Source organism: Paenibacillus tundrae, from assembly GCF_030812775.1.
Lineage (GTDB): Bacteria > Bacillota > Bacilli > Paenibacillales > Paenibacillaceae > Paenibacillus > Paenibacillus tundrae_A.
Map to the genome: position 1 here is coordinate 1 of NZ_JAUSTI010000032.1, position 26443 is coordinate 26443.

At 46.4% G+C, this 26443-nt stretch carries 23 protein-coding genes; 15 read left to right on the forward strand and 8 right to left on the reverse strand.

Annotated elements, in window-relative coordinates:
• Positions 1-181: 181 nt before the first annotated feature.
• From J2T19_RS27830 to J2T19_RS27845, 4 genes are all read right to left on the reverse strand, one after another.
• Positions 182-1216 (reverse strand): phosphotransferase family protein, encoded by a 1035-nt coding sequence (locus J2T19_RS27830; protein ID WP_307221676.1) that lies wholly within the window; start codon positions 1214-1216, stop codon positions 182-184.
• A 142-nt stretch (positions 1217-1358) separates the two neighbouring features.
• A complete protein-coding gene (locus tag J2T19_RS27835) occupies positions 1359-2336 on the reverse strand; it encodes an SMI1/KNR4 family protein (RefSeq protein ID WP_307221677.1) in 978 nt (325 codons plus the stop codon).
• A 411-nt stretch (positions 2337-2747) separates the two neighbouring features.
• The gene (locus tag J2T19_RS27840; RefSeq protein ID WP_307221678.1) at positions 2748-3779 is read right to left on the reverse strand and encodes a ribonucleotide-diphosphate reductase subunit beta; all 1032 of its coding nucleotides are present in this window, start codon (positions 3777-3779) and stop codon (positions 2748-2750) included.
• 161 nt (positions 3780-3940) lie between these two features.
• Positions 3941-6274 carry a ribonucleoside-diphosphate reductase subunit alpha gene (locus tag J2T19_RS27845; RefSeq protein WP_307221679.1) on the reverse strand — a complete coding sequence of 778 codons (2334 nt, stop codon included), beginning with the start codon at positions 6272-6274 and terminating at the stop codon, positions 3941-3943.
• An 894-nt stretch (positions 6275-7168) separates the two neighbouring features.
• Between J2T19_RS27845 and J2T19_RS27850 the strand changes: the two genes are divergently transcribed.
• From J2T19_RS27850 to J2T19_RS27885, 8 genes are all read left to right on the forward strand, one after another.
• Positions 7169-7495 (forward strand): MTH1187 family thiamine-binding protein, encoded by a 327-nt coding sequence (locus J2T19_RS27850; protein WP_056704065.1) that lies wholly within the window; start codon positions 7169-7171, stop codon positions 7493-7495.
• Positions 7496-7824: 329 nt separating this feature from the next.
• Complete coding sequence (locus tag J2T19_RS27855; protein WP_200956226.1) at positions 7825-7926, forward strand: dihydroorotate dehydrogenase; 102 nt, start codon at positions 7825-7827, stop codon at positions 7924-7926.
• Between the two features lie 46 nt (positions 7927-7972).
• Complete coding sequence (locus J2T19_RS27860) at positions 7973-8080, forward strand: YjcZ family sporulation protein (RefSeq protein ID WP_217363767.1); 108 nt, start codon at positions 7973-7975, stop codon at positions 8078-8080.
• 194 nt (positions 8081-8274) lie between these two features.
• On the forward strand, positions 8275-8577 hold the full coding sequence (locus J2T19_RS27865) for a hypothetical protein (RefSeq protein ID WP_307221683.1): 303 nt from the start codon (positions 8275-8277) through the stop codon (positions 8575-8577).
• 296 nt (positions 8578-8873) lie between these two features.
• Entirely contained in the window at positions 8874-9851 is a 978-nt protein-coding gene (locus J2T19_RS27870) for a hypothetical protein (RefSeq protein ID WP_307221684.1), read from the forward strand.
• A 711-nt stretch (positions 9852-10562) separates the two neighbouring features.
• A complete protein-coding gene (locus J2T19_RS27875) occupies positions 10563-11159 on the forward strand; it encodes an RNA polymerase sigma factor (protein WP_307221686.1) in 597 nt (198 codons plus the stop codon).
• A complete protein-coding gene (locus J2T19_RS27880) occupies positions 11156-12139 on the forward strand; it encodes an anti-sigma factor domain-containing protein (protein WP_307221687.1) in 984 nt (327 codons plus the stop codon). Before J2T19_RS27875 ends, J2T19_RS27880 begins: the two co-directional genes overlap by 4 nt.
• Before the next feature lie 267 nt (positions 12140-12406).
• Entirely contained in the window at positions 12407-13903 is a 1497-nt protein-coding gene (locus J2T19_RS27885; RefSeq protein ID WP_307221689.1) for an HD-GYP domain-containing protein, read from the forward strand.
• On the opposite strand, the gene J2T19_RS27890 is transcribed toward J2T19_RS27885, so the two are convergent.
• Positions 13896-14549: a phosphatase PAP2 family protein gene (locus J2T19_RS27890; RefSeq protein WP_307221691.1), complete on the reverse strand. Its 654-nt coding sequence runs from the start codon at positions 14547-14549 to the stop codon at positions 13896-13898. The genes J2T19_RS27885 and J2T19_RS27890 overlap by 8 nt on opposite strands.
• 242 nt (positions 14550-14791) lie before the next feature.
• Here J2T19_RS27890 and J2T19_RS27895 point away from each other — a divergent pair, with 242 nt between their 5' ends.
• The 4 genes from J2T19_RS27895 (at position 14792) to J2T19_RS27910 (ending at position 18791) form a co-directional block, all read left to right on the forward strand.
• Entirely contained in the window at positions 14792-16207 is a 1416-nt protein-coding gene (locus J2T19_RS27895) for a sensor histidine kinase (RefSeq protein WP_307221693.1), read from the forward strand.
• 91 nt (positions 16208-16298) lie between these two features.
• Positions 16299-17573, forward strand: coding sequence for an MFS transporter (locus tag J2T19_RS27900; RefSeq protein ID WP_307221694.1), 1275 nt, complete (start codon positions 16299-16301; stop codon positions 17571-17573).
• A gap of 93 nt (positions 17574-17666) precedes the next feature.
• Positions 17667-18344 carry an oxidoreductase gene (locus tag J2T19_RS27905; protein WP_307221707.1) on the forward strand — a complete coding sequence of 226 codons (678 nt, stop codon included), beginning with the start codon at positions 17667-17669 and terminating at the stop codon, positions 18342-18344.
• 72 nt (positions 18345-18416) lie between these two features.
• Entirely contained in the window at positions 18417-18791 is a 375-nt protein-coding gene (locus J2T19_RS27910; RefSeq protein ID WP_307221697.1) for a RidA family protein, read from the forward strand.
• Positions 18792-18971: 180 nt separating this feature from the next.
• On the opposite strand, the gene J2T19_RS27915 is transcribed toward J2T19_RS27910, so the two are convergent.
• Complete coding sequence (locus J2T19_RS27915) at positions 18972-19730, reverse strand: TspO-related membrane protein (RefSeq protein WP_307221699.1); 759 nt, start codon at positions 19728-19730, stop codon at positions 18972-18974.
• Positions 19731-20065: 335 nt separating this feature from the next.
• Between J2T19_RS27915 and J2T19_RS27920 the strand changes: the two genes are divergently transcribed.
• A complete protein-coding gene (locus J2T19_RS27920) occupies positions 20066-21010 on the forward strand; it encodes an arsenic resistance protein (protein ID WP_307221709.1) in 945 nt (314 codons plus the stop codon).
• Positions 21011-21014: 4 nt separating this feature from the next.
• Here the strand turns inward: J2T19_RS27920 and J2T19_RS27925 are convergent, their stop codons facing one another.
• Complete coding sequence (locus J2T19_RS27925) at positions 21015-22643, reverse strand: response regulator (protein WP_307221701.1); 1629 nt, start codon at positions 22641-22643, stop codon at positions 21015-21017.
• Positions 22644-22648: 5 nt separating this feature from the next.
• Positions 22649-24478 carry a cache domain-containing sensor histidine kinase gene (locus J2T19_RS27930; protein WP_307221703.1) on the reverse strand — a complete coding sequence of 610 codons (1830 nt, stop codon included), beginning with the start codon at positions 24476-24478 and terminating at the stop codon, positions 22649-22651.
• A 140-nt stretch (positions 24479-24618) separates the two neighbouring features.
• Here J2T19_RS27930 and J2T19_RS27935 point away from each other — a divergent pair, with 140 nt between their 5' ends.
• Positions 24619-25500 carry a carbohydrate ABC transporter permease gene (locus tag J2T19_RS27935; RefSeq protein WP_145050288.1) on the forward strand — a complete coding sequence of 294 codons (882 nt, stop codon included), beginning with the start codon at positions 24619-24621 and terminating at the stop codon, positions 25498-25500.
• Positions 25501-26337 (forward strand): carbohydrate ABC transporter permease, encoded by an 837-nt coding sequence (locus tag J2T19_RS27940; RefSeq protein ID WP_145050290.1) that lies wholly within the window; start codon positions 25501-25503, stop codon positions 26335-26337.
• Positions 26338-26443: the final 106 nt, after the last annotated feature.

Genomic DNA, 26443 nt, shown 5'->3' on the forward strand with positions numbered 1-26443 from the left:
CAAGCGAAACTCAAACAGCGCGCACCGATTGAATATCGATGCGCGCTGGCAGCATAGCTTTTTTCATCTGTCTACTTGACAGGGGTATGACCAGTCTCTCAACGTTTTGTCGGTTTTTCACATTTATTTTTCCAGACCTATTACTAACCATATTCTTCTGGTATATATACTATATTTTCAATTAATCCAGCAGGGCAATAACCGAGTCGATATACTGCTGTGCCCATGTGGCAAAAGGTAGATCTGCATCCCAAGTGACCTGTTGGGTTGCTTTGGCTTCACCCCATACCAATATGCGCTGATATAGAAGATGGATTCGCAGTCGTTCAGCAAAATGCTGACACCGTTTCACATCCTCAGCGCAGATCAGCTCCCGGTAAGTACATAGAAAGCTTTGAGCTAGCTCAGGCTTACGATGGCGAAGATACATAGCCGTTATTTTGGTCAGATCGGCGGTGCCATCTCCAAAATACGATGTTGTAAAATCGAATAAACCACTAATATGCCATTGATAAGGAGCCTTCTGCTGTTTCTCCATGACCAGATTCTCGGACTTATAATCACCCATGACAAAGCTATAGACCGACATGGATTCAAAAGCAGACCTAGCCTGACTTAGCTGCTCGTCGACCCAGTCTATATCCTCATCGGTAATCCTAGAATATTGGGTAGCATCCTGTAACCAGTAGTGAATCGTACCATATAGCCAGTCCGAATACGTTCCCGCAAAAGGTACAATTCGCTCAGCCACGGGATCATATTCTCCTGCGTTAGGCACCTTCCAGTGATGGAGTTCAGCGAGCGTATATGCCAGCATGCTGGCAATCTGCCGTTCCTCGTCTGGAGCTAGTGCTGCTTGCAAGGTAAGATCATGCAGGTGCTGACCCGGTAATTCTGGCATAATGGCGTAACTCCAACCGAGAAGATCCGTCTCCTCATGGACCTGATAGGGAATAGGGACAGGAACCGTGGTGTGCTCTGCTAGCTGCTCTACGAAAAACTGTTCCTCCTGAAGCTGTCCTTTATATAACGGATTGCCTTTGAGGATGAATTCTCCCTGAGAAGTGTGGATATGCAATGTCTGTCCCATAACCCCTTCAGCCGTTCGGCGGTAATGGATGAGTGTGCCAAGGTTGAAGTGGTCTAGTGCCTTCTGCAAATCCTTCTCTGCTACTTCTCCAAGAATATTGGTGGCAAAATAAATACGGGTTGTCATAGAAACCTCCTGACTACTCCTTAGTCCAGTTCAGCTCTAGAGAACAGGTCATGAATGAGATCATGCTGTTCACAGGCCTGTTTGAACCCTCGGGTGAACGTTATAAGGGCATCCTTGTTAGCTGCCCCTCCTTGGAAATATGTTAACTGTCTTGTTCGTCTTCATCGAATATTTCGAAGGTGTCGGGATCAACTAGCCCACGCACAAATGCTTCAAAATTAGCAGCCAGGTATGTAATCTCGTAGTCATCTTCTTGATCGACATGAACTACACAAGGCTCACCCTCCGGGCCACAGAAGCGATAGTCCAGCATTACAACATCGTGACCTGCTGATGGACAATCACAGATAACGATTCCGAGATCAGGGTATCCCCAATCTTCAATCATGAACCGGCTTCCAAATTCCCCGCCTAGGGAGTACATTTTATCCCGCCCAATACCCAGGATGCTTGTAATCGCAATGTGATCCTCGGCCCAGGAAGTTGCTCCTTGAGTAGGGAATGCAGTGAGCGTTGGAACGCCACCATTCTGGGTATTCATCAGTTGAATGTAAGAAGCAGGTAGCTTGTACCCTAATTCCCGCTCAATCGATACAATCATTTCCTCATCGAAAGGCTTGGAGACATGGTTATCTATCGCATAATCGCTCTGCTCCCAGAACGATGTAGGAGCGTAAGTTCCAGACGCGGCTCTAAGGTGATTCAATGTGCCACGACGTTCCCATTCGTCTCGTTCCGCTTCATAGCGTTGCAGGTCTTGCTGCATCTTTTCCGCTTTGGGCCTGAGCATTTCGAGGAACTCCAGCGTAGAATCGTCATGTGGCAAAAGCTCGTTCGCTCGCTCGAAAGCGAGTAGAGCCTTATCGTAGCTTGCAATGTAGGCATATGCGTACCCTAAACGGTATTGCCAGAGCGGATCATAGGCTCCTTGCTCATGAACAGACAGTAACTGCTCAATCGCTTCACGGTATCGTCCCGTATTGTTATAAGCTCTCGCCAGTTGACCAACTAACTCGTAACTCCGGTCAGATTCCGGGATGTTATGAATATGCTCTATAATGCGATTGTACTCGTCCTGTTCATGCCAGATGTTCAGTTGTTCCAGCAGTTCTCTTTCCATCATTACACCTCATCTTTATAAATGCGGAGTCTTCCTTAATTTGTATATGTATATTGTACAAGGTCTAAAGTCAAAAAAACACTCCCGTCAGCAGACAGCCATGAAGGCTTCCACTAAGAGAGTGTTTTGATCATGCCGCTAGGCATATTCGGGTGAATTCCATCTTCGATGCTGATTATGCCGTTAGGCATGTTTCGTAATCAAAAGCGAGCTTTTTAAGCTACCTCATAAAGATCAGGTTTAAAAAGGTCGGTTTTCAGTACCGAGAAGATGGAATAAAGCTAGAAATGGAGTAGCGGAGCGTAGATAAAGCTACGTGAGCAACGGACATTTCGGGTGAATTCCATCGTCGACGCTGATTATGCCGTTAGGCATGTTTCGTAATCAAAAGCGAGCTTTTTAAGCTACCTCTTACAGATCGTCGAATCCGTTGTCGTCGCCGACTTTACCGTAGTTACGGGATTTAGCTTCGAAGAAGTCTGTTTTGGTTGCATTCAGCGCTTCATCGGAGAACGGTTTGATCCAAGGCATGCAGTTCACATCAACGCCTTCGTACGCTTTTTCCATACCCATCAGGCGCAGACGTTTATTAGCGATGTACTTGATGTAATCTTCCAGCTCATTCAGGTCAATGCCACGAACGTTGCTGAGGGTGTAGTGTGCCCAGTTGGTTTCGAGCTCAACCGCACGGTCAATCGTTTTGTAAACGTAGTCCATGTTCTCTGGTGTGTTCAGTTCTGGGAAGTCGATCAACAGTTGCTTGTACACTTCTGCGAAGAAGTAGCAGTGTTGGTTCTCATCACGCTGAATATAAGAGATCATCTGGCTAGTCGCCATCATTTTCTGGTCACGGGCCAGATTGTAGAAGAAGGCGAATGTACTATAGAAGAAGATCCCTTCAAGGATCAGATCGGCAACCATCGCTTGGAAGAACGTCTGTGGAGACGGCTCATCCCGGAAGCTCTGATAGATGTCAGCGATAAACCGGTTACGATCCAGCAATACCGGATCATGCTTCCAGTATTCGAAGATTTCTTTTTGCTCTTGGTCAGATACGATGGAAGACAGAACGTAAGAGTACGATTGGTTGTGAACAACCTCTTGTTGTCCAATGATTGCAGAGATCGCTTCAAGTGAAGAATCGGTAAAGTAACGTTTAACATCACCAACAAACATCGTTTGCATGGAATCAAGAACAGCGAGTAGGGAGATGTTGATTTTGAATGTACGTTTCTCTTCCTCTTCCAGTTGAGCAAACTGGGAAGCATCTTTGGACATCGGAATTTCGTCCGCGATCCAGTGGTTGAGCAATAATACTTTGTACAGCTTGTACATGTGGGGCATACGAATGTCGTTCCAGTTCAAGATCCCTGAGCATTCGCCTTCAATGATACGTGTCGATTGGTTAGGGGCTTCGGTATTGAAAATTTTCTGTACTTGCATAATCCGTTCACTCCTTGAATGTATTTCAACTTATCTATATCAACATCGAAAATGATGTTGTGATCGGTTTTAGGCAAAAAAGTACCAGAGCAACGCTATTTTGCATTCAAAACAGGATGCCCTGGTGGTCATCGTAAGTCTAGTAAATATTCTTTAGTTAATCAGCTTGCGCAAGAATCACATTCTTCAATCGTTAATGCACGGCTACGTACATAATACGTAGATTTCAAGCCAGCTCTCCAAGCGTGCAGGTGCAGTTCCAAGAACTCCGTTGCTTTGATGTCTGGACGAACATATAAGTTGAAGCTTTGGCCTTGGTCAACGTGACGTTGGCGAGCAGAAGCCATATTAATGGAAGCATGCTGATCCACCAAGAAGGCTGTTTTGTAGTACCAGATTGTTTTGTCGGACAGATCCGGTGCTGGGTTCGCAATTTTGTACGTTGTTTTCTCTTCATAAGACAACAGTTCATACAATGGATCGATGCTGGCTGTGGAGCCGGCAATAATAGAAGTCGATCCGTTTGGTGCAATGGCGAACATCCAAGCGTTACGTACACCGTTTTGTTGTACTTCAGCTTGCAGCTCTTTCCATTGTTCTGTCGTTACGAATTCGCCTACGCGCTCACCGGAAGTGTACTCGCGTTGATCGAAGTATTTACCACTTTCCCAGTCAGAGCCTTTGAATTTCGGATAATGCCCTTTTTCTTTGGACAACTCCATGCTGGCTTTAACGAGCAGGTAGTTAATTTTCTCATACAGATTATCGTTATACGTAACAGCCTCTTCAGACTCCCAACGGATGCCTTCAAGTGCAAGCAAGTGATGGAGTCCGAATGTTCCTAGACCGACTGCACGGTATTGACTGTTCGTGTATTGCGCTTGCAGTACTTCAATATTGTTAATGTCGATGACGTTGTCCAGCATACGAACCTGAATGGGTACGAGACGCTCCAACACATTATGAGGCACGGCACGTGCCAAGTGAATGGAGTTCAGGTTGCAGACAACGAAGTCGCCAGGTACTTTGGAAATGACAATACGTGTTTGTCCGTCTTTCGTAACCAGTTCTTCCTTTTCTACTACAGTAGCAGATTGGTTCTGCATAATTTCAGTACAGAGGTTGGAAGAGTAAACCATGCCATGAGCACTGTTCGGGTTAGAACGGTTAACCGTATCACGGTAGAACATATAAGGCGTTCCTGTTTCCAACTGGGATTTCATCACACGTTTCATGATATCAATCGCTTGAACTGTAATCCGGGACAAGAGTGGGTGATTAACAGCCTCTTCGTACTTCTCACGGAATGTTCCTTCACCGAAGGATTCGTCATAGAAGTCTTCAAGTCCGAGTGCACGACCATTCTCGTCTTTCCAACCCATAACTTTCTTCGTTTCGTGTGGGCAGAACAGATTCCACTCACCGCGGCTTGCTACACGTTCCATGAACAAGTCAGGCAGACATACACCGTGGAATACGTCATGCGCACGCATCCGCTCGTCACCATTGTTCAGCTTCAAGTCGAGGAATGCCAGAATGTCTTTGTGGAAGACATCCAGGTATACGGCAATCGCACCTTTACGTGTTCCAAGTTGGTCTACGCTAACGGCTGTGTTGTTCAGCTGACGAATCCAAGGGATAACGCCTGAACTTGTGTTTTTGTGACCACGGATGTCTGAACCACGGGCTCTGACTTTACCGAGGTATACGCCAATGCCGCCGCCCATTTTGCTTAGACGTGCCACATCTGTGTTGGAATCGAAAATTCCCTCAAGGGAATCGTCCACCGTGTCGATGAAGCAACTGGACAGTTGTCCGGCTACCTTTTTACCTGCATTGGACATCGTAGGTGTAGCGGCCGTCATGTACATGTTACTCATTGCCCAGTAGGCTTCTTTAACCAGATCCATCCGTTTGTCAGCAGGTTCTTGGTGCATCAGGTACATCGCAATAACCATGTAACGTTCTTGAGGCAATTCCATAACTTTTCCATCAAAATCGTGAGCAAGGTAACGTTCTGCCAAGGTGAGCAAGCCGATGTAGTCGAACAACAGATCGTTGCGGTAATCAATGCATTCCGCTAGCTCGTCAATCTGTTCTTTGCTATAGCATTCGAGCAGTTCTTCGCGATAGATCCCTTTCTTCACAAGATCTACGAGGAGAGGATGGAATGCACCGTAAGGCTCGTCCGGATAAGATTTGTATCTACGGTTGGTTGCCGCTTTTTTGTATAGAGAAGTAAGTAGAGAGCGTGCAGCTGCAAACTTCCAGTTTGGCTCCTCTTTGGTTACGAGCTCCAGTGCGCTCATCATAAAAGCATTACTGATCTCGTCCCCGGTAACTTCATCACGGCGGAGCTTGCTCGTCACTCCTTTTACCAGACGTTCCTTGTCCAGCATGTCTAGCCCATCGAGAATACGGTCGGCGTATACAGAGATACGCATATCGTCAAAGGCAAGCTGGCGGTTGTTCGGCTTGGTCACAACTTGTGGCATGAATATTCCTCGCTTTCGCATGTTTAAGAGATAAATTGGAGAAATTCTTTATATAAAGAATTGAGTGTTTTCTTACGTTGATCGAACATATCGATTGCATACTGCGGACTTTGCGGCGGTAACAGGTCAAGGCGTAAAGCGGTCAAAACAGAGTCAAAATGCAGCACAAATGCAAACCATGGTCATATAAAAAGCATTCTCCCTGCCTTGCGGCGGCTGAAAATGCCCATGGATGCTCTGACTTCCTGCTTGTCACATCTTGCTTCATTCGACAGAACAGGGTGCTGTATGTAAGCTTTGGTCTGATAGAGACGTGCCTGTAATTTGAGGTGCCGGGTGCAGTCCAAACAGCCCCGTTAACCTCTACGTCAACTCTGTTTCGAGAAAGCGATTTACACCTACAGGGACGTGCATTTAAAGGTGATTTCATCCTGTTTTTCACGAGAAGGCAGAAGATGACTAATCGAAGCGGGGCAATCCAGTTTCACTACATTTTGTTGCTGTTAGAATACTGTAACCCAACATATAGTGTTTGTAAACAGGGTAGACACCGTGAAACGTAATTCCGAGTATACCAAAAATGCTGAGATTCCGCAAAGGAAAAGGTCTGGAAGATTTGAAGATTCTTCAAAAAAAATTTTCACCGAAATCGAATGACGTGAACACGTCAGTTTGAATTATGACGTATTCAACTGGTAGAATAAAATCAGTCAAAAACGAATCAATTTCATAGAGCCTTTAGCTGCTTCAATCCAGGCTAGATGTCGATTAAAACGAATTATTTGTCTACGTATAGTTACATCTACTCCATTTTGGTGAGTTATGAAATTGATTCCAATAGACTAAATTCAGCGGCAACGGTTGTTCACGGATGCCCAGAGGAGGCGAAGCAGCATGGCCATAGCAGAGGTAACAGTGATTCCAATTGGAACAGGCACGACGAGTCTGAGCAGTTATGTCGCAGACATGCAGAAGGTGTTGGAACATCAGCGGGGCATTACATATCAACTCACCTCAATGAGCACCATTATCGAAGGGCCGCTTAACGAAGTCTTCACAGCGATTGCAGCTCTGCACGAAGCTCCGTTTCTATCCGGCGCCCAGCGCGTCTCTACTTCCGTCAAAATTGATGATCGTCGTGATAAGCCAGATGCCTCAAGCATACAGAAGCTGCAGTCGGTAAATGACAAGCTTGCCTCAATGCCTCAGCGCCCGAATTAATTAGATACGTATATACGAATAGCGATGTTTAAAGAGCGAATATTGCCGGATGATTGTGATTCTGCGGATTCGCTCTTTAGTTTGCATAACAACATGGATCGTCCAGATTGAGAAATAGAATAAAGCGAATACGTATGAAACAGACAGGCGAATCAGGAGCTTGTCTATTTTGCTATGTACTTACTACGGGTCTCACAAGTCTATAAGGCACGGAGCGCTACTGGACGTTGGATGCCTTTGGGGAGCAGCCCATTTTTACGTAGAGCCCGGTCTAGCGAGGCACTGCTGCATATAGTGAACTGTACCTCAAATCGAAGGAGGGGTTTTACATGAGTGGAGTTGTAGGTGGATACGGCGGCTGGACATCGACTGGCGCGATTCTGGTTTTGTTCATTCTGTTGGTTATCATCACTAAGGCGTTCCTCGTTTAAAACATTTCCATGATCCGAATATTCTAACCATAAGGGAGGGTTCTCAATGAGCGAAGTAGTTGGAGGCGTAGGATACGGCGGCTGGACATCCACTGGTGCGATCTTGGTTTTGTTCATTCTCCTCGTAATCATCACTAAATCCTTCTGGGTATAATGATGAAGAGCTCTACCGGGTAACCGGTGGAGTTTTTTTAATGGACAAGCTCTCTTGGTAAGTAACTTGATAAATAAAGTCGGATATGAACGAATAAAGTGCCCATTTTGTCAAAAACAAGGCTTTCGCCCGGTCCAGAGGTAGGCTAAATACATAGCTTAGGGGTGTAGGCAAATGCTAAGGAGGAATGAACGATGAGCGAAGTAAAACCAAACTCACCGAACGGACAGGGACACGTATATGGACAAATGGGAGGTCATGAGCATATGTACGGATACCAATACACAGGTCATGAAGGATATGGTTACGGATGTGGCGTACCTATGGGATATGGATATGGTTATGGTCATCAACCTAACCAAGCACCCGTAATGCAAGGATATCATCACGGTTATGGTACTCCTTGTAAGCAAGGTGGCGGAAGCTGGGGTTCCATGGGAACAATACTTGTATTGTTCATCCTGCTTGTCATCATCTCCAAAACGATGTTCATCTAATTGATGAATAGGAAAGCTTCTTATAGAGAGGGAATAAAGTATAAATGAAGTAATGCAGGTGCCGAGTAGATCGGTGCCTTTTTTCTTTGGCTCATATGCCCATAGACATGTTGTCATCCAACCTTACCTTAGATAACAAAGCCGATGGAAGAGGATTATCGCCATACTTATGCCCTGCTCATGACCAAGACGTGGATTTAAAATGAACACAAGATACATGAGACGGGTAGATGGAAGGGGTAATTGAGATGTCAAAAAAGACAAACATAACAAATGGGTCAGGGAAGACCAAGAAGATGAATAAGTCGAAAAGCATACATAAATCAACACAGAGCATGAGGATTCAGGAAATACAATTACAACCAGTGTTTGATCTAACGGCATATGAGGATGGGTTCGTGTTTGTATCGGCTTCGTTTGGTTATGACGGCAACCTGTATATCTTATGGATTGACCAGATTCCAGAACGTGAGCGTGGGATGTTTGTTCAAAGTGATCTGCAGCAAAAACGGGTCTATAAGGTACTTATTGTAGACAGCGTCCAGCATTGTGTACAAGGGATAACTACACTGGAGTCGCATTTTAATCTGCACTATGTTCAGCCGCTAGGAGAAGAGCTTCTGCTCGTTGGAGCACGTAGCCGCTATTATGGGCAGGATTACTATGATCTGAATGTCAAAATTGTTGACCGACAGGGTCAATTACGGCATGAACTGCTACTGGGAGATGGGATCGAACGAGTACAGACAAGTGTCGAAGGGAACATATGGACAAGTTACTTTGATGAAGGGATATTTGGAAATTTCGGGTGGCATGAGCCTGTCGGTGCACCTGGATTAATTGCGTGGAATAGACAGGGCGAGCAGATCTATGTGAACACCAAGGCCGATATTGCAGATTGTTATGCACTGAATGTGGTGTCCGATCAGGAGGTGTGGTTCTATTATTACACGGACTTCCAGTTAGGACGGATCACAGATCCGTATGACCAGCCACAGGTATCGTTAGTTGAGACAGGGCTGTCTGGTTCTCATGTCGTTGCTACGAATGGAGCATTTGCGTTGTTTCAAAGCGGATATAACAAGAAAGGGTCATATTCATTGCTACAGCAACATGGTGAGAATAAGCTAAGTCTTGCACAGAAGTTTTCCTTTATTAGTGTAGATGGGGACGCGGATGAACTGAATGTACTGGATGGAAGAAAGGATCAGTTACTGTTCAAGGAACGGAGCTATCTGTACATGGTCTCATTGAATGAACTACCTAGAGCATAAGATCGGTAAAGTTGCAACGAGCATAGGATAATACGGATATTAATGGACATGGAAAAACACCCGGAACCCAATTCCGGGTGCTTTGTGTGTGTATGTTTTCAATCTTCTCAAGAATAAGTGACTTCCAAAACAACAAAAGCCCTACCTCTCTTTTGTCCTTGCGGCTCCGATGACCGCGCCAGTGTGAATGGGAAAATCTTGTGAAACTCTGTTATACCGGGTCATGTGATTCAGGTTCTTCAATCTCCATAGGTTAGTGAACAATTCGCTGCGGTCGCAGCATGAAGAAAATATTCCGGGGTTAAAAGAAGACAGAAAATCATTTGAGGTTTAAAACCAACTCTTAGAGTATACCACACTCTGTAATTTTTTGCAAGATAAAGGAAAGAGGGCTTGTTCCACAGCCATTGTGCCGTATAAATATGATGATCTGAATAGGCATGGTTAGAGTAGAGTTAAGCGCCAGAGTATATCATGATTTGAATCAATTTCATAACTCACTAAAAGGGAATAGATGTAACGACGTATAGACAAATTGAATCGTTTTGATCTATATGTCGTCTGGATTGAAGCAGCTAAAGGTATTATGAAATTGATTCACTTATGAAAAACATTCAGAAAATTTCAAGTTTTCTCTTCAAAGGTGTAATCCTCTTCAAATGTTTCAACGTAGGTTATAATATGGGGGAACATAATGAAAGGAGCCCTCGGATGACAGAATCGATGGATGACAGCAGATTAATGCGTCAGATTGCAGAGCGAGATGCTTCGGCGCTGGAGCTTTTATATGACCGCTACGAGCGGGCTGTATATTCCTTTGCTTATCGGATCGTGGGTGATCCCATGACGGCAGAGGAAACGGTTCAAGAGCTGTTCTTGCGTGTCTGGAATAACGCTGAACGATATGAGGCCTCACAGGGGAAGCTGACCACATGGATGTTTGCGATCACACGCAACATAGCAGTGGACATGCTGAGGCGTAAGTCCAAAGGGGCATCCACAACGACGGTGGAGCAAGAGACACTGACGGCGTATGCCGATGAATATACGAATACAGAAGCAGAAGTAGAACGCAAATGGGAAGGCACTCGAATTAAGGAAGCACTATCCCAGTTGAACGGTGATCAGCAACAGGTGATTGAATCGATCTATTATGCCGGGTTAACGCAACAGGAGGTATCCAGCAGATTTGGGATTCCGCTAGGTACAGTGAAGAGCCGTGTCAGGCTTGCGATGAGACAGCTACAGAAGCTGCTCGCCGATGCTGAATTGCATTCAGACACGGGAAGGGAGGGCATACATCCATGATAGAACGACATGAGGAGTGGTCTGATCTGGCACCGATGTATGTGCTAGGTGGGCTGGAAGCAGAGGAAGTGGAGGCATTCGAAGCTCACTTGAAGGAATGTGATGCTTGCCGCCAAGAGGTGAAAGAATTGCAGGAAGTAACGGGCTTCCTGCCACTTGCGGCGGAACCTGTGGCACCGCCGCCAGGCATGAGAGCACGTGTGCTAAGCAACGTGCTCGGACAATCGCAGGAGGGAGCCGCGGCGAAGCTGGCCACCGCTCCTGCGCAGCCTGAAGCACCTGCTGTGCTTCAGGCAGATTTTGCGCCGCCCCGCGAAGAGGCGGCGCAGCCCGAACCAGGCCTGCCGCCGGTGACGGCGGTGCCTGCGGCTCGGGCGGAAGAGGCTGCACAGGCACAGCCGTTGCAGCCTGGGGGGCGCGCGCGTCCGCGCGGCAGCCGCGCATGGCGCGTGGCGAGCGCTGGCCTTGCGGCGGCTGCGCTGGTGCTGGGGATCTACGCAGCGCAGCTGCAGAGCCAGCTCAGCTTGCTGACGCAGCAAGCTGCCGGGTCAGCTACAGCGCAAGCGCAGCTCGCCGAGGCGCAGGCGCAGAATGCGCAGCTGCAAGAGCAGCTGGCGTCATCGTTAGCGCCTGCCCAAGGCATGCAGACAGGCGAAGCCGTCAAGCTTAGCCCTGCAACGCAGGACATTGTAGCGCAAGGTCTCGCAACGATTGTCATTGACAATAAGGGCACTCATCTGGTCGTGCAGGCGGAGAACTTGCCTGAGCTGGAGGGGAAAGAGGCATTTCAAGTATGGTTGATCAAGGGGGACACCCCGCAGAATGCCGGAACGTTCCTAAGTCGCGACGGCACAGGAGCCGTGTATTACACCTTAGAATCGGTGAATGATTATGATACCGTAGCGATTACTCTAGAGCCGGATGCATTGGGTGATCAGCCGCGAGGTACGATGATTTTGGCCGCCAAAATAAAAGGATAACGCTCCCTCTATATGACCCAAAGGCTGCTTCTCAGGAAGCAGTCTTTTTGATGTGCATAGACTCTGATCCTTCAAATTGTGATTATGAAAATATTGTAATATTACCTTGTCTTAGATTGTATTAAAATCATTAAGTTTTTGGACTCAAATAACCGATAATATGCTAAGAGCTATATCCTTAACTGCCTTAGGTTTATCGAGGTAGCGTGGGTTGCACAGAGAGAGTGAGGGGTTTGGGTGGAAGTTTACCGTTCCTTTATCTTACGTTTGCTACGAAATTACCTCATCGGTTCATTAGGGGCTGTTTTTGTCGTGGGTACTGTCGTTATGGTATCCACTTTGCAAATACCAAATATCCAATTTGTACGTTTACTAACGATTGTACTGATTTCGCTTGTGTTTATGCTGAGTGCGGAATGGGTTGCTTTTCGTGTGCAGCTTATGCCGATCCGGCGTTTTTTTGTTACAACAGAGCGCCATTCGAAGGCACAGATGAACAGCATGTATGAGAAAATTCATCGTTTTCCAGGGCGGACCATCTATCGAATCATGATTCCACATCTATTAGGGTTTTCACTGCCAGCTGCGGGGTTAACACTATGGATGCTGGATAAGGGTTGGGTGGAGTTCCCTTACTTTTATGTTTCGCTCGCAGCAGCATGCGCTATTTTGATTGCCGTAATGCATGCGCTGATCGAGTATTTTCTTACGGTTCGGGCGGTAAGGCCGCTCTTGCTGGAAATTCGCCGTCGAGGCAAGCGACAATTTGGGGTGGAGCCCTCGCTTGAGGGGCGTGTACTTGTGTCAATTCAGCGTAAGTTCCAGCTTAGTACAGCGCTGATCGGACTATTTCCCTTGTTTTTGTTTTTCCTGGCAACGTTTATCCGGTTACAGTACATGGATCCCGAATTTGCCAAAGAGTACATCGTGTGGGGCGTGCTCGTTGTTGTGTTAGGCGCAGGCTTTGCACTTGTGGGTAGCTGGCTGCTCATCCGCGATGTGAGGGATCCTGTTGCTGATTTAACGAAAGAGATGAATCGAATTCAGGAAGGTGATCTGGGGAGACGAGCGCCGGATTTGTATGCAGATGAATTTTCTGCGTTGATATCTGGATTTAACATGATGATTAACCGGCTGGAAATGAGGCAGGAGCGGAATAGACAACTGCTTCAGAGCTATTTCTCGACGCTGGCTGCTGCCTTGGATGCCCGGGATAAGTACACGGCTGGTCATTCCATGCGGGTCGCAGAATACTCGCTTCTCATTGGGAAGCTCAGTGGCATGAATGAAGAGCAGGCTGACTTATTGTACAAATCCGCATTGCTGCATGACATCGGGAAGATTGGCATACCTGATGAAGTTCTGTTGAAGGATGGCAAACTTAGTGATGAGGAATTCGCAATTATTAAAACTCACCCTGTGCTTGGTGAAAATATATTGCTGCAGATCGAACCGGTTGATGCCATGGCAGACTTCTTACCTGGCGTCAGATCCCACCATGAACGGTATGATGGAAGGGGGTATCCGGATGGTAAGGCGGGACTAGATATCCCCCTCTTTGGCCGCATTATCGCGGTAGCGGATGCATTTGATGCGATGACCTCGGATCGTCCCTATCGGAACGGGATGAGCCATGAGAAGGCATTAATGATTCTAGAAGAAGGAAAAGGATCCCAGTGGGATCCCTATTTCGCAGGGTTGTTTATTGACGAGTGGAGACGGCAACAGCATCTTCAGAAACCGTCGGAACAGGGGATCAGCTGATCCCTTGAGTCCATTTCGATTCTTTTCTGCGCCGGCGGTGGAGAGCTAGACCAGTGATGATTGTGAAAACGCATTCTCCGAGGATGACTGCACCTAGTGCGTCATAGATAACATGCTGTTTGATCAACAGCGTAGATACGATAATGAGAACAGCTCCACCAGCCACCCATCGTTTGATGGATTTACGGATACTCGGAACCGAGAGTACAGCGCGCATGACCAGGTAGGAATGAAGGGCATGAATGCTTGGGAAACAATTATATGGACGATCCTGGCTGTAGAGCCATCCAAGAATAGATGTACCAAGACCTGTACCGGTTAACTCCGGGCGCGGCACCATGGTCTGAAAGTTGAAGTAAATGAGATAACAGATCCAGACACAGATGTTCATGGACAACAAGACGCGGTAATACATGAGTCGATCTTTGGCACACAGATACGCCAATACTCCGAATACAAACGGATACCAGCCCAGATAAGGAATGGACATCGCTGGAATGAAGGGAATCATGCGGTCGATCGGGGAGCTCAGTACGACGAATCCGCGTTCTGGACTATTCAAAATATCATAGAACATTCCCATGACAGCCAAGGACAGCATTAAGCTTAGCGACAGCCAGTAGGATTTACTTTTTAATAATTGCACAGCAGGCTTTCTCCTTTCATTCATGTTCGCGCACGAACATGATCACACAATGTAACTAGTTCAAATTTAAACAACAATATATTCTACTACGTCCAGCCCACAAATTGAATCCTGATTTGTGTATATTTGTGTATTCTTTTGACGAATAAGAAATGCGGAAGCGGAAGTGGGCATGATATGATAGAGGTACATACGGACAATCGGCGCTAGAGCCAGTAAAGTCGGACAACAGGAGTGAGCGAATGCAATTTTCAAAAATGTTCGTATTGAATATGGGGATGCTGATTACGATTGCATATCTCGCTAGTGTTTTCTATAAATATATCGTAATACGTACCTCTTCTCGGGTGAAACAGATCAGTTCGGTGCTTCTTCTCATTTTTGCAGGTTGGATTAGTACGGTTTTTGGATTCCAGCTCACGGATGAAGTCGTCTTTGATCTCCGATATGTTCCTCTAATTATTGCCGTTCTGACTTATAGGCAACCCTATAGCGTAGTCCTCATTGGTGTGGGGATCGGACTATCGAGGCTAACGTTTGGCATTACAGATGCGACGTTGGCTGCCGTCATTAATATGTCGATGCTGGGTGTGATTTGTGCTGGTCTCAATATATGGATGAGACGGAGCAATTACAGGCTGATTATTAAAGGCATCCTCGTTACACTCATCGTGAATGTGATCAACAGTATTAATATCGCGATTGTGGGCGTTATTCCAGCGCCATACTTTTTCTCGCACATCATGCCTTATACACTTCCTACAGGTATCGTGCTAAGTCTTGTTTTTGCCTTTATCCTACGTGATTTTCAGAATGAACAGAACCGCATTGTACTTATACAGAGTACGAACCGATTGTTGTCTGTGCAAAAGGAAGAATTGCAGAAAGCGCAGATTGTGCTGGAGGATCGAGCTAAACAATTGATGATCGCCTCGCAATACAAGTCTGAATTTCTCGCCAATATGTCTCATGAATTGCGTACCCCGTTGAACAGTGTCATTAACTTTGCTCAGATGATCAGCGAGAATGCGGATACGATGGATCAGGAGGATATCGTACGTTTTGCCACGATGATTGATCATTCCGGTCAAGAGCTATTAACGTTAATCAACGATATATTGGATCTATCCAAAGTAGAGGCGGGCAGGCTCGACATCGTATTGGAGGACATCAGTATCGCCCAATTGACTGAGGATGTTATGAGTCACTTTCAATTGGTCGCGGAGAAAAAAGGCATCGTACTTGTGATGGAGCGCAAAAAAGGTGTACCCGAGACATTATGGTCAGATCCCCAGCGTGTGCAGCAGATCTTGCGAAACCTGATGTCGAATGCCATCAAATTCACCCCTCAGGGCAAGGTGCAGTTGACGGTGAGTACTGAACAATCGAACAAGCTCTCAAGACCAGGACGCTGGCTCGTCTTCGCGGTCAAAGATACAGGAATCGGCATCTCGGAAGATCAATTTGAGTCTATATTTGAAGCATTTCAACAAGCGGATGGCTCCATTAGTCGTAAATTTGGCGGTACAGGATTGGGTCTGTCCATCAGCCGAGATTTGGCACGTTTGTTGGACGGAAACATCCAGTTAGAGAGTGTGGAAGGCAAGGGAAGTACCTTTCGCTTATACCTTCCGTTGAATCGTGAAAAAATGGGTTGACAATGATTGGACTGTGAGTAGAATTTGGGGTGACAACTAGCATTGGCCGGCATTAAAAGCCTGGTCTAAGGAGTGTATCCCCATACAGAAGATGGTCAAAGTAAACCCTCCCTCGTTTGCAAGCAAACTACGGCGTAAGGGTTCGAAACAACGTACCAATTTAGCAATTGCAACGTGGGAGGGTGTACCGGCAATTATTTTACAGACTTTGCTGGGCGGCCCATTTTTAACGGGATTTCTGCTGTACCTTGGAGCCGGGTCAAGACAAATTGGTTTTGTGCTCGCGATTACGACATTCGTAAACATTGCACAGATTGGTGCAGCCTATTGGATGCAGCGCATTCGCAGTCGAAAGCGTATGCTCCTGTTGTTCGTTGGAGCGCACCGTATCTTGTGGAGTGCAACAGGGCTTATCCCATTTCTTTTCCCGCAGGAATGGTGGGTATCTATTTTTATCGGGATGTATACTGTAGCGTTTATTGCCAATACAATCGGCGGTATGATCTGGACTTCGCTCATTGGAGACATTGTGCCTGCCAAGGTCAGAGGGCGTTATTTCGGAATACGAAACACGATTCTGAACGCTCTTGGAAGCGTATGCTTATTTGTTGGAGGTATGGTACTGGATCGTTTTCCAGGCGGGACGGGTTTCCTCATTTTGTTCATTCCCGTATGGATCTGTGCGATTGCGAATACCGTCATTTATTTCTTTTATCCGGATATGCCCTTTGAGCGTTCCAAGGAAAAAGGTTTTTGGCGCATGTTCAAAAAGCCATTTCAAGATCAGTCGTTTCTAAAGGCAACATTGTTCTTGGCGGCTTGGTTGCTCGTTCAAACGCTAATTGTTCCGCTGTATTCCTATGTCATGCTGGATTTGCTTAACGTGAACTACCAAACGGTGTCCATCATTACCGTAGTACAGACCTTGGTTATGATGATGGGATTCTACCTCTGGGGTAATCTCAATGCCAGATTCAGCAACAAAACGTTGTTGTTCTGGACGTTACCGATCATAGCACTCTCCTGTTTATCATGGGGATTGATGTCGTTTATGCCTGTTTTGGTAGCGCTATTTTGCTCTCATATCTTTCTGGGCATTGGTGTTGGTGGCTTCAACCAGCTTGCCTTTAACTTCACCATCGGCGATACGCCCAAAAGCGAACGACCGATGTTTGTGGCGGTGTATTCGGCATTAACCGGGGTAACTTCCTTTCTTGGGCCATTAATTGGGGGCTCGCTATATGAGAAAATGGAGAAGTGGCCTGAACCGATGACATGGTTTTCGACCTATGGCTTTCAGATGGGTATAGGTGCAGCGATGTTAATTTTAACGTTTACCCTGGGTCGTCGGGTTTTATTGCGATAAGAGTGATCGGAAGATTGTTCTGTTATTAGAGTCGCCTGTGTAATGTCCTTTAGTTCATTTAATATAAAAAAGGGAGGGATGATCATGGAGCATATCGAAAAGAAGGCCGTAGTGATCGGAGCTACCGGTCTTGTCGGCGGTCTATTGGTAGATCGTTTGCTTGAGCATTCATCCTACCGTGAGATTCATGTATTTGTCAGGCGTCCATTGACGCTAGAGCACCCCAAGCTGAAGCAACACATCTTGGATTGGGATCAACTTCATGAGGCTGCTGATTGGTTCACAGGTGTTTCGGATTTGTATTGCTGCCTTGGAACAACGATCAAGAAAGCTGGGAGTCAGGAAAATTTCCGCAAAGTGGATTATGACTATGTTGTGGAAGCAGGAAAACTTGCGAAGCAGAACGGTGTTACTCAGATGCTGGTGATCTCGTCAATGGGTGCGAATGCGGATTCGCGCGTGTTCTATAGCCGAACCAAAGGGGAGATGGAGGAAGCCTTATCCGCCCTTGGCTTCAACTCATTGCAAATCTTCCGCCCCTCTCTCATTCTAGGGAATCGGAATGAGACAAGAATCGGCGAACAGTTGGGTGCTTACGCAATGAAGCTGCTGGATCGGTGGATGACAGGCAAGGCTGCTAAATATCGAGCGATCCCTGCTGCAACCATTGCCCAGGCGATGATCAATATTGCGCTTGTGGGAACAAGAGGTCAGCACGTTTATTCCAACGAAGTGATTCATGTGCTTGGAACAGAAGCTTCCGTGGTATAATAGGCATCACAAATGAGTTCATCACTTGCTCCCTAAGGTGGCATGAGAACGAACATAAAGGAGAGTTAATCCATGAAAAAACCAATATCTACGGATCAGGCGCCAGGCGCTATTGGTCCATACAGCCAAGCTGTCGATGCAGGTGACTTTATCTACACGTCCGGTCAACTGGGATTAAACCCACAAACGGGAGAGTTCGGCGCAGATGTACAAGAGCAGACTCGTCTTTCCCTAAGCAATGTGAAGGCGATCCTCGAAGCGGCTGGTACCACAATGGACAACGTTGTGAAAACAACCGTATTCCTGAAAGACATGAACGATTTCGTTCCTGTGAACGAAGTGTATAGCACATTCTTCACACAGCCATACCCAGCACGTAGTGCAGTTGAGGTTGCTCGTCTCCCGAAGGAGGCACTTGTGGAGATTGAAGTTATTGCCCGCAAATAGGACAAGTTAAATTACAACAATATAGAAATACATAAAAAGCCGATTCTCTGGTCTTGCTCAACCAGAGAGTCGGCTTTTTGAGTTACAATGTACTATGCAATGATATGCTTGGAGCAACCAAACATTCGTGTTGAATTATTTTGGAAAGCTCATCCTAGTGGTAGTAAGTGTATATATATGTTAATCCCGATCCTGATTACGGGCGAAGAACAGCCATACCGCGTAAAGGGCAATCACGATCGCCAAGGTGATCGCGGTATAATAGACGGAAGTGACGTCTTTTTGCTTCAATGCAATGGCAATGTATGCCCACGTGAAGACGAGTGGATATACGCTATCGCGATAAGGGAAACTCACGAGGACTGCGAGAACAAGACCTACAATAAGCATAATAATCGTCCAAGTTGGTTCGCTGATGCCGAAGCCGTTCCAACCAACTTTGTATAATAACACGGCAACGTTGATAATTGTGGCTACACTCACCCATCCGAGATAGATGCTAAATGGTAGCTTTACAAGCCACACCTCGGCAGTTGTCGGTAGAGTAATGGCACGTGTTTTGAGATATAACACAATCAGAGACAGTAAGAGCAATACGATAATCAGCAGAGCGAGACCTGTCTGTAGGTTCTGAAAAGCGAAGATCCACGCCACGTTAAAGGCACAGCTGGCTAGAAACCAATATCCGAGCCGAGTGATGGAATCTCGTTTCCAGGATGCCGGGACGAACTGATAGATGACGAAGCCGGCGAGCAAGAGGTAGATTAGTCCCCAGATGGCGAACGCGTATCCCGCAGGAGTTAGCAGGACAGGGTACATATCGGACACTTCTTTGTTGGTTCTGCCGCCAATCGGCAGCGCATTCGAAAGGTAGTTCACAATGATAACAGCGATAAAACCAATAGCGTTTAACCACTTGTACGGATTATTACGTGACATGGTATTTCCTCCTTGGTTTAACAGAAATGAATGAACCACGGGTCAGTCTACAATGAATATACCCAGTTCTCCCACATTTTAATAAGGAGCACGCAAAAAAATATCCAAGACATCATGTGATTCTAGAAAAATTCACGCATGGAGACATATTTTAATCCCAGTCTGTCCCAATGTACGCAAGTTGAATCCATAATATGTCTTTTATTTCTGTCCTATCCGTTCCCGTGTAATTATTAAGTTCAGTATATATAGTATATTTATCCATAAAAACGTGAAATACGCTTTGCTAATTAATAGAGCTGATCGGGGGAAGAAGATTGTTTACAAGAGAAGTGATGGAGAAGCAACAGACCTGGTTTTATGTAGCTGCTCTGCTTGTGGGGGTAGGCATTGGGCTGGGTATGCCCGATTGGGGATCGGCTCTGGTGTATACCGTTTCACCTGTGCTCGCATGTTTGTTATATACCATGTTTGCGCAGATTCCTTTTCTACAGCTTAGAGCATCGATATCGAATCTTCGGTTTATAGGATCATTGCTAGCTGCTAATTTTGTTATTGTTCCTATGGTTGTATGGTTACTTATCCTCGTATTCCCGCAAACATCTGCTGTTTCATTAGGGGTCTATCTGGTGTTACTAACTCCGTGTATTGACTACGTTATTGTATTCACTCAGCTTGGGAGAGGGAATGAGAAACTCATACTTGCTTCCACCCCTATACTGTTCGTGGTGCAGATGATCATGTTACCGGTGTATCTATGGTTGTTCATGGGTACAGAGACGGCGCAGATCATGCAGCTTGCTCCCTTTGTCGAGGCATTTCTATTTCTAATTGTCATCCCGCTGTTTCTGGCGATCTGTACTCAGGTTGTATCCAAAGGTAGACCTAAGGGCGAGGCCGTATTAAATGCCACCGCTTGGCTCCCCGTCCCATTGATGGCTCTTGCACTGATTGTCGTGGTTGCCTCTCAGATCGGGCAGGTGTATGAGGAGTGGGCTGTTATTGTTAACGTTCTTCCTATATACGTCGCCTTTATGGTCGTAATGCCGCTATTCTCCCGAATAATTGCACGTATCTTCCGACTTGATGTGGGTGCAGGCAGGGCACTGATCTTCAGCGCCTCTACACGCAATTCACTGGTTGTACTTCCCTTGGCACTTGCGCTTCCAGCAGAATGGGCTGCCATAACGGCTGCTGTAATTGTTACGCAAACAATTGTTGAGCTGGCGGGAGAGTTGATCTATATTCGTGTGGTGCCTGCCTTGTTAATAAAGGATTAGTTCGTTATTGATCTAGCGATTTTCGATAATCTCCAGGTGTCAGTCCTTCCATCTTCTTAAATACTTTGCTGAAATATTTCTCGTCTTGGAACCCAACCATCTCTGAAATTTTGGCAATGCGAAGGGAAGGGTTTTGAAGCAGTAATTTGGCATTATTAATCCGTAGCTTTCCAAGATATTCCGACCAGTTTAGACCGAACTGCTGTTTGAATTTACGAGAGATATACTCGCGGCTGAGATAGAAACGGGCAGAGATTTGTTGCAGGGACAAGTCTTCCTGATAATGAGCATCCATATAACGTGCAATCTCTTTCATCGGGTCATGGCTTGTGTGGTGCTGTGCTGCCAGAGCTTTCCCAGCAGCAATAAGTCGCTGTTCTAACAGAGAGCGAAGGAGCGGAAGAGACAACTTCCCTTCACGATCAAATGGCAGCTCAGCAAAAGGTAAGAATTGCTCATCCAGCCTATCCTCTTCTTCTGTGGAAGGTATACTTGCCGTGTCGTCAAGCCAACGCCCCAGCATCCATTCCATCTCTTGAACCCACTGGAGAACCTGCTCCGGTGTAACCGTATCAAGCCGGGTAAGTGGACTGATCCACTCGGCTACGGCTGCAGATACATTAGCGTCACGACCACTGATCGCTGCTAATCGCAAGGGTTCTTCCATTGTGGATAACCGAAGACCTTTAGCTGCTGTGGACGAGTCCAATGATGCATGAAATTTATGGTTAGTTTGTAACGCATTTCGTCGCCACAGCCGCTGGTTCGCTTCCTGATATGCGTTGGGAATGCCAGATGGAAATACACCACAAGAAGCAATACCATAGTGAAGACGACGCTGAATTGTCTGTTCCAGTCCGGTGTTTACACGTTCCAGAACGACCTGCAATGAGGCTGGCGAACCCCAATGTAGCATAACAATCTGGTCTGGCTGATCGAGCTGGCGGAACACGACTCCTTCGTTAGGAGTACTTAACATCTCTGCACAAATATTGAGCACGGAGAAAACGAGCAGATCAGGCTGGCTGCGATATTTGGCCTGACAACCAGCATCGAGTTGAGACAGACTCGTGACAGCGATGTTGCTGTTGCATGTACTCACGAGCTGGGGGAGGTTGAGCTCATTACGGATTCTCTCCATTTGAGTCGTACTGTTGCCACGTCCAACGACTAATTCCGTAAGCAAGCGGTCATGATAATGCGGGCGCATCGTATTCATGACCATGGATTGTTGCATCGTCTGCACACGAAGGGTCTCATCTTCCTGCCAAGCTTTAATAGCTTTTAACAGGGACGCATTGAGTTCCTCCGTTTCGACTGGTTTTAATAGATAATCCATCCCGCCATAACGAATGGCATGCCTAACAAGCTGAAAATCATCGTACCCACTGATAACTAACACCTTGCTATGTGGGGTATGGACAGAGATCCACTCCAATAACTCCATGCCGTCCTTGCCTGGCATACGCATATCGCTCAGTATTATTTGCGGCTCATGTTCAGTGATGAGTTCAATTGCTTCGTGACCATCTGCTGCTTCCAATAACATGTCTACTCCCACAACATCCCACTGCCCTAGTAGTTTAATTGCGTCGCGAACGTGTTTTTCATCATCGACAATTAGTACTTTCATGCTGCTCACTCTCCCGCGTAAATTTTAACGATGATCTGCACGCCATGTGGCTCCTTATTACGGATATCTATGATTGCCGGGTGTTCTGTAGAGGAGTTGAGCCGCAGTCTTTGACCGACGTTACGCAGCCCAATGGACTCGTTCTCATCTGTCTCCTTTCCCACGATCTCTGATGTACTTAATTCCTCGCTGAACCATTCCCGGATCTCGATAAGCTTCTCCTCTGGAATCGACGGACCGTTGTTCTCTAGATGAATTTCAACCCAATGATCGGTTGTCAGATGACTATGAATGCTAATATATCCCTTGCCAGGCTGAACATCGGCTCCATGTTTGAAATAATTCTCAATCAGTGGCTGGAGTGTCATGCGCGGCATCTCCACAGACAGTGTATCCTCGGCAAAATTCAAATTCACCTCTAAGCGTTCACCAAAACGCTCCTGCTGCAGCTCCAGATATAATCGGGCATGCTCGGCTTCTTCCCGCAAAGTTACACAAGTCTGATCTCGCATACTATAGCGCAGCATTTTGGATAAGGAAGAGAGCAGTGCATAAGCTCGTTGTCCTTGCTGTTGAAGAGCAAGTGTACCGATAGATTGGAGTGTATTGTATAGAAAATGTGGATGAATCTGAGCTTGTAAGGCTCTGAGCTGATTGGTCTTGTTGGCGAGTTCAAGTCGGTACTCCCTCAAGATCAAGTTATTCACAGTATCCATCATATCTCGAAAATGACGGGCAAGAACGCCGATCTCATCCCGACTTGTTAAACGGATATCCACATGTAGCCTGCCTGCCTGAATCTGATTCATATAACGCATCAATTGTTTGAGTGGACCTGTAATTCGAATGGAGATAAACAGTGTAGCCACAATGACCATGATTAGTGCAGCGATCGCGATCAGAGCATTGTTCCACGTTAGCGTGTTCGCTCGTGCATATAACGTTTCATTAGGGATCTGTTTAATGATGGTCCAGTCTGCAAATGAACTGCCTATTTGTTGATAGACATACATGGAATGCTCTTGCTCGAAATGACCTGTACTTGTCTGAAAATGTACCTTCCCCGCACGAATATCATTTAATTCGGCGGCAACCTGCTTGTTCAATACAAGGCTATCACTAACCTGTGAATTTCCTTGATAGATGATCTGATTATGACGATCCACGATATAAATCTGTTCCTTCGCTGGGTCATATAGTCGGCTGCTGATCGCCGCAATGCTGTCCATATTAAGATCAATCGACAGTACCCCCAGACGTTCGGTTGAAGGGATGTCCATGATAACGCGATGTAGCGTAATCACTGTTCTTGAAGGATCATCCGCAGAGGCTGCTTTGAATCCATACGTGTGGCTGGCGTGAGCTGATTCGATCCATATATCATGACGGTTTCCATTCGTCTTTCCATGAAGCGAATCGGAATAAGCCTGTTTACGCTCTTCCCGTTTCGGGAAAGGGTTCGTGATGAGTGTAGACTGATTTGCTGTAAATGAGTGCAAGTAGAGCTGGAATACATCTGGAACAGCCGAACGGATCGTCTGTAGCGTGGTGTACACCTCTGCCACTGCGCGATAATCCCCAGGGATTTTGGCTAAATTGCGTAGAAAATGGGGGTCGTTATACACCGCGAGCGAAGCCCTTGCTACATTATCGATGTAGTTATTCAGGTTGGTCGATGCCTGATAGATCAGGCGTTTGTTCTCGGCAACGGCCTGCTCCCGCAAGGCTGTCTTGGTCTGAATAAACGTCATACTCATGGACGCGAGCAGAGGTAGAGTTGTAGCAATCAGCATAAATGCGATTAGTTTGGTACGGATACTATAATATTTTGTCATCGTTGCACCCCTTCTGGTTGCAGGTTAGGAAAGGACAATATTTTCCCCCCAACTGTTCACAAGCATCGGTGTTTCCTTGAGCTTCATTGGGGTTTAATAGACGAAGAGACCAATTTCATCCAATAGAAGGGGAGAACGATATGAAGCATCGGCATTCATCCCAGCTGTTACAACAGCTTGTGTTCGTGGGTCCCTCCATCGTCTTTTTTATTCTCATCATCGTAGTTCCTTTCCTGCTGGGAATGTACTATTCCTTTACAGACTGGAACGGGGTATCCGCGAGCATTAATTGGGTTGGGTTTGACAATTTCGTGCATATCTTTACGAATGATCCGAAGTTCCAAACTGCGTTCTGGTTCACAGTGCGCTTTACGGTGGTCGGTGTCATTCTGACCAATGTGATTGGTTTTTTCCTTGCGTACTTCCTGACCAAACCACTTAAGACGAGAAACATCCTACGTACCATTTTCTTCATGCCTAACGTGATTGGTGGATTGTTACTCGGCTTTATCTGGCAGTTCATATTTGTGAAAGGGTTTTCAGCAGTTGGCGACGTGACCGGCTGGTCCTTCTTCAACCTTCCCTGGCTGGGGGATGAACCGACCGCCTTCTGGGGTATTGTCATTGTATTTGTCTGGCAGACTGCAGGATATCTAATGGTCATCTATATTTCTTCCTTGACCAATGTATCCCCTGACCTGCTGGAAGCGGCTGAGATTGATGGTGCTAGCCGGTGGCAGGTACTGCGCAGCATTATTTTACCGCTCGTGATGCCTGGTGTCACGATCTGTCTGTTCCTTGCCATTTCGTGGTCATTCAAAATGTTCGATCTGAATCTGTCCTTAACCAAAGGTGGACCGTTCGGTTCAACCGAGTCCGTAGCCTTGAATATTTACAATGAGGCCTTCGTGAACAATCGGTACGGAATCGGGACAGCAAAAGCACTTATATTCTTCGTAATCGTTGCCATCATCACGATGATTCAGGTACGTCTGACGAAGAGCAAGGAGGTCGAGGCTTAGATGGAAACGAAGAGTAACTACCGTTTAAGCACCATTGCTACCGAGATTATTATGGTGTTGCTTGGCATTCTGTTTCTGGTTCCGTTCTACTTCTTGTTCGTCAATTCAGTCAAGACATTTGGTGACCTGCTTACCAACTCAGCGGCATGGCCTGAAGTGTTCCAGTGGAGTAACTATGCTAACGCATGGGAAAAAATAAATTTTCCTTCGGCGCTGATGAACTCGCTTATCGTGACTGTTGTGAGTAATCTGCTGCTCGTCCTAATCAGCTCTATGGCAGCGTACCGGATGGTTCGCAGCAACACTCTGTTTAATCGAATCCTCTTCGGGATGTTTATCGCTGCGATGGTAATTCCGTTTCAGTCTATCATGATTCCATTGGTTACCGTAACAAGTAATCTGGGTCTGATCGACAGTCTAGGGGGCTTAATCATCTGTTATCTCGGATTTGGTGCACCGATGTCGGTCTTCCTTTTCCACGGATTTGTTAAATCGGTTCCGCTTGAGATCGAAGAGGCAGCACGTGTGGATGGAAGCTCTGCATACGGCGTATTCTTCCGCATTGTATTCCCGCTCATGAAGCCGATGTATGTAACTGTCATTATCTTGAACACCCTCTGGATCTGGAATGACTATCTATTGCCGTCCCTGATTCTACAGAGCTCGAACCTACGTACGATCCCGATTGCGACCTTTGCGCTCTTCGGTCAATATACGAAGCAATGGGATCTGGCATTACCCGCTCTAGTCCTGGGCATCATGCCAATCATTATTTTCTTCTTACTAATGCAGAAATACATTATTCAGGGGATTACTGCTGGATCAGTTAAGGGGTAGGTGCGAGGGATGGTCGCTCCGGGATCAGGTGCGCTTCCAATCGCTGTTGCTCCTCGGTGGCCTGAATGTATGAATGCAAGGAAGCCACCGAGTATCAAAGGCGAGC

Excerpts from the sequence above, each read along its gene's own strand:
- J2T19_RS27830 (WP_307221676.1), bottom strand. The coding sequence starts at position 1,216 with ATGACAACCCGTATTTATTTTGCCACCAATATTCTTGGAGAAGTAGCA.
- J2T19_RS27835 (WP_307221677.1), bottom strand. The coding sequence starts at position 2,336 with ATGGAAAGAGAACTGCTGGAACAACTGAACATCTGGCATGAACAGGAC.
- J2T19_RS27840 (WP_307221678.1), bottom strand. The coding sequence starts at position 3,779 with ATGCAAGTACAGAAAATTTTCAATACCGAAGCCCCTAACCAATCGACA.
- J2T19_RS27845 (WP_307221679.1), bottom strand. The coding sequence starts at position 6,274 with ATGCCACAAGTTGTGACCAAGCCGAACAACCGCCAGCTTGCCTTTGAC.
- J2T19_RS27850 (WP_056704065.1), top strand. The coding sequence starts at position 7,169 with ATGGCCATAGCAGAGGTAACAGTGATTCCAATTGGAACAGGCACGACG.
- J2T19_RS27855 (WP_200956226.1), top strand. The coding sequence starts at position 7,825 with ATGAGTGGAGTTGTAGGTGGATACGGCGGCTGGACATCGACTGGCGCG.
- J2T19_RS27860 (WP_217363767.1), top strand. The coding sequence starts at position 7,973 with ATGAGCGAAGTAGTTGGAGGCGTAGGATACGGCGGCTGGACATCCACT.
- J2T19_RS27865 (WP_307221683.1), top strand. The coding sequence starts at position 8,275 with ATGAGCGAAGTAAAACCAAACTCACCGAACGGACAGGGACACGTATAT.
- J2T19_RS27870 (WP_307221684.1), top strand. The coding sequence starts at position 8,874 with ATGAATAAGTCGAAAAGCATACATAAATCAACACAGAGCATGAGGATT.
- J2T19_RS27875 (WP_307221686.1), top strand. The coding sequence starts at position 10,563 with ATGACAGAATCGATGGATGACAGCAGATTAATGCGTCAGATTGCAGAG.
- J2T19_RS27880 (WP_307221687.1), top strand. The coding sequence starts at position 11,156 with ATGATAGAACGACATGAGGAGTGGTCTGATCTGGCACCGATGTATGTG.
- J2T19_RS27895 (WP_307221693.1), top strand. The coding sequence starts at position 14,792 with ATGCAATTTTCAAAAATGTTCGTATTGAATATGGGGATGCTGATTACG.
- J2T19_RS27900 (WP_307221694.1), top strand. The coding sequence starts at position 16,299 with ATGGTCAAAGTAAACCCTCCCTCGTTTGCAAGCAAACTACGGCGTAAG.
- J2T19_RS27910 (WP_307221697.1), top strand. The coding sequence starts at position 18,417 with ATGAAAAAACCAATATCTACGGATCAGGCGCCAGGCGCTATTGGTCCA.
- J2T19_RS27915 (WP_307221699.1), bottom strand. The coding sequence starts at position 19,730 with ATGTCACGTAATAATCCGTACAAGTGGTTAAACGCTATTGGTTTTATC.
- J2T19_RS27920 (WP_307221709.1), top strand. The coding sequence starts at position 20,066 with ATGGAGAAGCAACAGACCTGGTTTTATGTAGCTGCTCTGCTTGTGGGG.
- J2T19_RS27925 (WP_307221701.1), bottom strand. The coding sequence starts at position 22,643 with ATGAAAGTACTAATTGTCGATGATGAAAAACACGTTCGCGACGCAATT.
- J2T19_RS27930 (WP_307221703.1), bottom strand. The coding sequence starts at position 24,478 with ATGACAAAATATTATAGTATCCGTACCAAACTAATCGCATTTATGCTG.
- J2T19_RS27935 (WP_145050288.1), top strand. The coding sequence starts at position 24,619 with ATGAAGCATCGGCATTCATCCCAGCTGTTACAACAGCTTGTGTTCGTG.
- J2T19_RS27940 (WP_145050290.1), top strand. The coding sequence starts at position 25,501 with ATGGAAACGAAGAGTAACTACCGTTTAAGCACCATTGCTACCGAGATT.